The 6,882-nt window shown below is 73.3% G+C and carries 5 protein-coding genes and 2 pseudogenes; 5 read left to right on the forward strand and 2 right to left on the reverse strand.

Features of this window, described 5'->3' with window-relative positions:
• The first annotated feature begins 50 nt into the window (after nt 1–50).
• Together ABZ281_RS31010 and ABZ281_RS31015 are read left to right on the forward strand one after the other, a co-directional pair.
• A complete protein-coding gene (locus ABZ281_RS31010; RefSeq protein WP_356660855.1) occupies nt 51–989 on the forward strand; it encodes a class I SAM-dependent methyltransferase in 939 nt (312 codons plus the stop codon).
• Nucleotides 986–2,029: pseudogene (locus ABZ281_RS31015) on the forward strand (lysylphosphatidylglycerol synthase transmembrane domain-containing protein); the annotation flags it as partial. The gene ABZ281_RS31010 and the pseudogene ABZ281_RS31015, both read left to right, overlap by 4 nt.
• A 119-nt stretch (nt 2,030–2,148) precedes the next feature.
• Here the strand turns inward: ABZ281_RS31015 and ABZ281_RS31020 are convergent.
• Nucleotides 2,149–2,913, reverse strand: a complete 765-nt coding sequence (locus ABZ281_RS31020; RefSeq protein WP_356660847.1) for a creatininase family protein — start codon at nt 2,911–2,913, stop codon at nt 2,149–2,151.
• Nucleotides 2,914–2,954: 41 nt separating this feature from the next.
• Here ABZ281_RS31020 and ribA point away from each other — a divergent pair, with 41 nt between their 5' ends.
• The 3 genes from ribA to ABZ281_RS31035 all read left to right on the forward strand — a co-directional run bounded on the left by ribA (nt 2,955) and on the right by ABZ281_RS31035 (nt 5,966).
• Nucleotides 2,955–3,614: a GTP cyclohydrolase II gene (gene ribA / locus ABZ281_RS31025; protein ID WP_356660849.1), complete on the forward strand. Its 660-nt coding sequence runs from the start codon at nt 2,955–2,957 to the stop codon at nt 3,612–3,614.
• Between the two features lie 142 nt (nt 3,615–3,756).
• A complete protein-coding gene (locus ABZ281_RS31030; RefSeq protein ID WP_356660851.1) occupies nt 3,757–4,812 on the forward strand; it encodes a saccharopine dehydrogenase in 1,056 nt (351 codons plus the stop codon).
• The gene (locus ABZ281_RS31035; RefSeq protein WP_356660853.1) at nt 4,809–5,966 is read left to right on the forward strand and encodes a saccharopine dehydrogenase family protein; all 1,158 of its coding nucleotides are present in this window, start codon (nt 4,809–4,811) and stop codon (nt 5,964–5,966) included. Before ABZ281_RS31030 ends, ABZ281_RS31035 begins: the two co-directional genes overlap by 4 nt.
• A gap of 6 nt (nt 5,967–5,972) precedes the next feature.
• Here the strand turns inward: ABZ281_RS31035 and ABZ281_RS31040 are convergent.
• Nucleotides 5,973–6,788 (reverse strand): annotated as a pseudogene (locus tag ABZ281_RS31040) (serine hydrolase domain-containing protein); the annotation flags it as partial.
• Nucleotides 6,789–6,882: the final 94 nt, after the last annotated feature.

Genomic DNA, 6,882 nt, shown 5'->3' on the forward strand with positions numbered 1-6,882 from the left:
CCGCAGCGCGGTCGACCGAGAACGCCGCGATCCCCGGTCTGGGCTCCAGCGTGGCGTTCGGTCCGGGGCGCGTCCCCGGGGCCGTCATCCCCGGCGCCGGCCCCAGCGGCAAGCCCGGCTCGCGGCCGACCGTCAAGCTGCGTGAGGCCAACCCGGACGATCCGCCCCGGTACGCGCCGGAGTGGCTGGAGCTGCGGGAGCCGGCCGACGCCGCCGGGCGGGCGCACGACCTGCTCGACCCGTTGAGGATCCGGCTCGCCAACATGCCCGGCAAGTCGGGCGTCGTCATCCACGACCTGGGCTGCGGCACCGGCTCGATGGGCCGCTGGCTCGCGCCCCGCCTGGACGGCGCCCAGCACTGGGTCCTGCACGACCGCGACCCCTACCTGCTGCACTTCGCCGCGGTGTCCTCCCCGCGCTCGGCCGCCGACGGCAGCCGGGTCTCCGTGGAGACGCGCCGCGGCGACATCGCCCGCCTCAGTCCGGACGCCCTGCGGGGCGCGTCCCTGGTGACCGCGTCCGCTCTGCTGGACGTCCTCACCCGGGAGGAGATCGACACCCTCGCCGCCGCGTGCGCCGGGGCCGGCTGCCCGGCCCTGCTGACGCTGTCCGTCGCCGGGCGGGTCGAACTGACCCCGTCCCACCCGCTGGACGCGGAACTGGTCCAGGCGTTCAACGACCACCAGCGCCGTGACGGCATGCTCGGCCCCGACGCGGTCACGGCGGCGGCCGAGGCGTTCTCCGAGCACGGCGCGACCGTACGGCTGCACCCGAGCCCCTGGCGGCTGGGCCCCGAGCGGGCCGCGCTCACCGAGCAGTGGCTGCGCGGCTGGGTCGGCGCCGCCGTCGAGGAGCGCCCCGAGCTGCGGGCCGAGGCCGACGTCTACCTGACCAACCGGCTGGCTGCCCTCGCCGCGGGCGAGTTGCGCGTCACCGTCCACCACGTCGACCTCCTGGCCCTGTCCCGTCCGGCGGGCGGAGCGTCATGAGCCCGCAGGCGACGGGTACGCGCCCGCGCACCACGCTCACGGACAACCCCCGGGTGCCGGCGGCATCCGGTGCGGCGGTCACGGCCCGGGCGGACGCGGTCGTGCCGCGCCCGGCCACGGGCGACAGCAGCGCGCCCGCCGCCGCGGACCCCGCGGGGCTCCCGTCGTCCGTCACCGGCACACCGTCGCCCGGCCCCGTCCGTACGGCCCTGGCCCGCCTCGGCTCCCCCAAGGTCCGTACCCACCTCGGCACCGTCGCCGGAATCGCCATCCTTGGTGTGCTGTTCTGGCGTCTCGGCACCGGCGTCTTCCTGGACGGACTGCGGCGGATCGACGGGGTGTCGCTGCTGCTCGCACTCGGCATCGGCCTCGTCACCACCGTGTGCAGCGCGTGGCGCTGGGCGATCGTGGCCCGAGGACTCAGGATCCGGCTGCCGTTCGGGCCGGCCGTCGCGGACTACTACCGCGCGCTGTTCCTGAACGCGGCCCTGCCCGGCGGCGTCCTCGGTGATGTGCACCGGGCCGTGCGGCACGGACAGAGCGAGGGGGACGTTCGGCGGGGCGTGAAGGCCGTCGTCCTCGAACGGGCCGCCGGGCAGATCGCGTTGTTCGCCCTCGGGGCCGTCGTCCTGCTGACCATGCCGTCCCCGGTGCTGGCCGAGGCCCGGCACATCGCCCCGCTCGCGGCCCTGGCCGTCCTCGGGGCACTCGCCGTCGTCCTCGCTCTGCGCATGAACCGGACGGCACCCTCCCGGCGTGGCCGCAAGCTGCGCGCGGTCCTCGCCGAGACCCGCCACGAGCTGCTGTCGCGAGAGAACGGGCCCGGTGTGGTTGTCTCCTCCGCGGTGGTGCTGGCAGGTTACGTCGCGATGTTCGTACTCGCCGCCCGTGTCGCCGGGACCGCCGCCTCCGTGGCCGTCCTGCTGCCCCTCGCCGTTCTCGCCCTGCTGGCGATGGGCCTGCCGCTCAACGTCGGCGGCTGGGGGCCCAGGGAGGGCGTCACCGCCTGGGCGTTCGGCGCCGCGGGCCTGGGCGCCGGCCGGGGGCTGGCCGTCGCGGTCGTCTACGGGGTGCTCAGCCTCGTGGCCAGCCTGCCCGGCCTGATCGTGCTCGTCGCCCGCTGGTACGCGGGCCTGCGGGCCGGGGCCCGGGCCACCGCTCAGGCCCCGGTACCCGCCCCCGCGCCGCGGGGTGACCACGCCTCGGAGGTCAGCATCGAGAAATACGCCCCGAAGGAATCCGCGAGGCTCGCCAGGAGTTCCTTCCCTTTTTCAGCCGAACCCAGCGAAGGACGGCCGATGACACCGGAATCGGTATAGCCGGACATGCCGAGGGTGAGCAGATGACGCCGGTCGTCAGCGACGAAATCGGAAGTCTCATAACCGGGTCGGAGCATTTCGGGATGAGCGTGCAGAAGGACGGAGGTCTCGATTTCCCCCGCGTGCATGTCGGTGAGCAGCGAGGTGACCACACCCGCCCGCTCGCGCGCCGCCTCCCAGTCCTCAGCGGCCGGGAAGAGCGCCATCCGCTCACCGCGGGCGGAGGACTCCTGAACCACGTTGCCCAGTACGTAGTTGCCGCCGTGCCCGTTGACCACCACCAGGGCGTCGACCCCGGACCGGCGCAGCGAAGCCGCAATGTCCCGTACCACCGCATGAAGGGTCACCGAGGAGATGCTGACGGTCCCCGGCCAGGCCGCGTGCTCGTGCGAGCACGAGATCGTCACCGGAGGAAGGAGGTGCACCGGGTACGCGCCGGCTATCTCCCGCGCGACGGCACAGGCGACGAGCGTGTCGGTCGCCAGCGGGAGGTACGCACCGTGCTGCTCGAAGCTCCCCACGGGAAGCACCGCGACCTGCCGTGAGACACCGGCGCCCCGCGTCCGTACGTCTTCCGTGGTGTCCGCCGGCACCAGATCACTCATCACGTCACGGCCTTTCGTCTCTGCTTAGGAACTCGAGAATCATGACAGAAAAAATTGGCGTACTCGGCAAGAAGTCGACGCAGCGGACCGGCGTGGAACGCGTCGTGAATGCCCCCCTGCCCACCGTGTACGGGAAATTCCAGGCGGTCGGCTACCTGGACCATGACCGCGGTGACGAACAGGTGGCGTTGGTCTACGGGGAGATCGGCTCCGACGACGTCCTCATCCGGCTGCACTCGGAGTGCCTGACCGGCGACGCCTTCCGCTCCCAGCACTGCGAGTGCGGTGACCAGCTCGACGCCGCCCTGCGCGCGGTCGTCGCCGAAGGAGCTGGTGTCGTGGTCTACCTCAGAGGGCATGAAGGCCGCGGCATCGGCCTGCTCGCCAAGCTGCGCGCGATGGCCCTGCAGGCGGAGGGCCTGGACACCGTCGAGGCCAACCTCGCCCTCGGTCTGCCGGTGGACGCCCGCGACTACGGCGTGGCGGCCCGGATACTCGACGACCTGGGCGTGCGCTCCGTGCGGCTGATGTCCAACAACCCGCGCAAGCGCGAGGCGCTGGTGAACCACGGCATCACCGTCGCCGAGACGGTGCCGCTGCTGATCCCGCCGTGCGAGAACAACATCACCTATCTGCGCACCAAGCGGGAGCGCCTCGACCACCACCTGCCCCACCTGGACGCGGTGGTCAGCTCCTCCTGACCGCTCGGCCGGTTCCGGTTCCCGACGTGACCTGGGCGAATCCGTGCGCGACCCGCAGGCGGGCCGCGTACGCTTCGTGAACGTCCGCCCCAGAAGCGTCGACCCTCAGCGGCCGATGCCTCACGCCGGAGGCTCACCTGGTATGACCGAGCTCCATCTGTGGCTGCGCCACGAGGCCCGCACGACCGAGCGACGCACTCCGATCGTTCCCGGCGACGCCCGGCGGCTCGTCGGGAACGGAGTGGAACTGACCGTCGAGGAGTCCCCGCAGCGGGTCTTCCCGATCGAGGAGTACGAGGCGGCCGGCTGCCGGGTCGCCCCAGCGGGCTCCTGGGTGAGGGCACCTCGGGACGCCGTCGTGCTCGGCCTGAAGGAACTGCCCGAGGACCCGGCCGGGCTGACGCACCGGCACATCTTCTTCGGCCACGCCTACAAGGACCAGCCGGGAGCGGCGGAGCTGCTGGGCCGGTTCGCCGCCGGGGGCGGGGCGCTGTTCGACCTGGAGTACCTGGTGGACGACACCGGACGGCGCCTGGCCGCCTTCGGTTTCTGGGCCGGCTACCTGGGCGCCGCCCTGGCCGTGCTCCGGCACCGGGGCCGGCTGCGGGCGCCCCTGAAGCCGACCACCAAGGAAGACCTGGACGAGACACTCAAGCCGGCCTCCGGCGACGCCGGGTTCACCGGCCTCGTCGTCGGCGCCCTGGGCCGAAGCGGCCGCGGCGCCCGCGCGGCCTTCGCCGCCGCCGGTGTCGACCCCACCGGCTGGGACCTCGCCGAGACGCGGGACCTGGACCGCCCCGCCCTGCTGCGGCACGACGTGATGGTGAACGCGGTCCTCGCCACCACCCCCGTCCCGCCCTTCCTGCGCGAGCAGGACCTCGACACCCCGGACCGCCGGCTGCGCACCCTGTGCGATGTGACCTGCGACGTCGGTTCCCCACTCAACGTCCTTCCGGTGTACGACGACACCACCTCCTGGGACGAGCCCGTACGGCGGCTGCGCGACGCACCCCCGCTCGACCTCATCGCCATCGACAACCTGCCCTCCCTGCTGCCGCTGGAGTCCAGCGCCGACTTCTCGGCCGCCCTCCTGCCCCACCTGCTCGACTTCGGCGGTTCCGGACCCTGGGGGCGCTGCCTGGACCGGTTCCGTGACGCGTCCCGCGCCCACGGCCTCGACAAGGGGGACTCCCTTTGAGTACCGAACCGGCGGCGGCGAGCGGCACCGTCCACTGGATCGGCGCCGGCCTGTCCACGGGCAGCGGTCTCGCGGCGCTGTGCGACACGGCCGAGCGGGTCCGGCTCTGGCACCGCACCGAGGACCGGGCCGCCGACGCCCTCGACCGGCTGGGCCTCACCGGACGGGCCGAGCCCCGCGTCTGCACGCTGCCCGCGCTCGCCGCCGAACTCGCGCCGGGCGATGTCGTCGTGTCGATGCTCCCCGCCCCCGAGCACGCCCCCCTCCTCGCGGAGTGCGTACGGCAGGGAGCGCACTTCGCGTGCTCCAGCTATGTGTCGGACGCGGTGCTGGAGCAGGTGCCCGCGGCCGGGAAGGCCGGGCTCGTCGTCCTCACCGAGGCCGGGCTCGACCCGGGCATCGACCACCTCTTCGCCCACGCCCTGGTCGCCCGGGCCCGGGAGGCCATCGGCGACGAGACGCCCGCCTCGTACACCCTCACGTCGTACTGCGGTGGAGTCCCCGCCGTCCCCAACGACTTCACGTACCGCTTCAGCTGGGCACCCGCGGGGGTCCTGCGCGCCCTGCGCTCCCCGGCCCGTTACATCGAGGGCGGTGCGCCGACGGTCGCCGAGCGGCCCTGGGAGGCGACCCGGCGGCACGTTGTCGAAGGGGAGGCCTTCGAGGTCTACCCCAACCGCGACAGCGTCCCGTTCGTCGCGCAGTACGGGCTGCCGGACGCCTGGACACCGCGGACGTTCGTGCGCGGCACCCTGCGTCTGGAGGGCTGGCTGCGCGCCTGGGCCGGTGTCTTCGAGGAGCTCAGGGCCGGCGACGACGACCGCATCGCCGCCCTGGCGCGGGAACTGGCCGCCGCCCACCCCACCACGGACGACGACCACGACCGGGTCGTCCTCGCCGTGTCGCTGGACGTGCGCGCCGAGTCGGGGAGGTCATGGACGGGCGGCTACCTCCTCGACCTGGTGGGTGACGCCGAGGAGAGCGCGATGGCCCGCTGCGTCTCGCGGACCCTCGCCCTCGGTGTCCGTCACATCCTGGACGGCTCCCTGCCGCCGGGCCTGAACCGCGCCGCCGAGACGGCCACCCGGTCCGAGCAGTGGCTGCGGGAACTCGCCCGGGACGGAATGGAGTTCACACTCCGCGTCGACCGGTAGCGGGCGTCAGTCCGACAGGGCCTCGTGGACCATCCGCTTGAGGTCCTTGAAGACCGAGTGGGAGGTCCTGGGCCGCACCTGCGTCATGAACTGCACCGTCAGGTCGCGGCCCGGGTCGACCCAGAACGTCGTCGTGGCGACCCCGCTCCAGCCGAAGGCGCCGAGCCCGGACGGCACCAGGGTGCGGGACGGATCGATCACCACGGAACAGCTGAAGCCGAAGCCGAGCCCCTCGTTGCCGGGCTCGTCGTGGGCGGGGCGGCTGCCGAAGGCCCGCAGGTCGGCTCCGCCGGGCAGGTGGTTGCGGGTCATCAGGTCCACGGTCGGCGGGGCGAGCAGCCGCACGCCGTCGAGTTCGCCCCGGCGGCGCAGCATCTCCATGAAGCGGTGGTAATCGTGGGCCGAGCACACCATGCCGCCGCTGCCCGACAGGAACCGCGGCCGGCCGCGCAGCGGCAGCCCCGGGATCGGTTCGATGCCACCGCCCTCCCTCTCCCCGTACATCTCGGAGAGCCGGGGCGCCTGCGCGTCCGTGACGTGGAAGCCCGCGTCCGTCATGCCGAGCGGCCCGAAGATCCGCTCGGCGCAGAACACGTCGAGCGGCTGCCCGGACACCACCTCGATGATCCGGCCCAGGACGTTGCTGGCCACCGAGTAGTTCCACTCGGTGCCCGGCTCGAACTGCAGCGGCAGACTCGCGTACACCTCGATCGTCTGGGCCAGGTCCGCGCCCGGCGGCACCGACGACTCCAGGCGGGCCTCGCGGTACAGGGCGTCGACCGGGTGGGCGTGGTAGAAGCCGAAGGTCAGGCCCGAGGTGTGGGCCCCCACCGCGCTGCTCGCCGGCGCGGCCATCAACGCCGGGACGCACGCCGCGATCGACCGCGGCGCACTGCTGCTGTGGCTGGCGAAGAAG

The sequence above is a fragment of the Streptomyces sp. NPDC006265 genome (assembly GCF_040613555.1).
Lineage (GTDB): Bacteria > Actinomycetota > Actinomycetes > Streptomycetales > Streptomycetaceae > Streptomyces.

Bases quoted from the DNA above. Each gene is read 5' to 3' on its own strand.
- ABZ281_RS31020 (WP_356660847.1), bottom strand. From the start codon at position 2,913: ATGAGTGATCTGGTGCCGGCGGACACCACGGAAGACGTACGGACGCGG.
- ribA (WP_356660849.1), top strand. From the start codon at position 2,955: ATGACAGAAAAAATTGGCGTACTCGGCAAGAAGTCGACGCAGCGGACC.
- ABZ281_RS31030 (WP_356660851.1), top strand. From the start codon at position 3,757: ATGACCGAGCTCCATCTGTGGCTGCGCCACGAGGCCCGCACGACCGAG.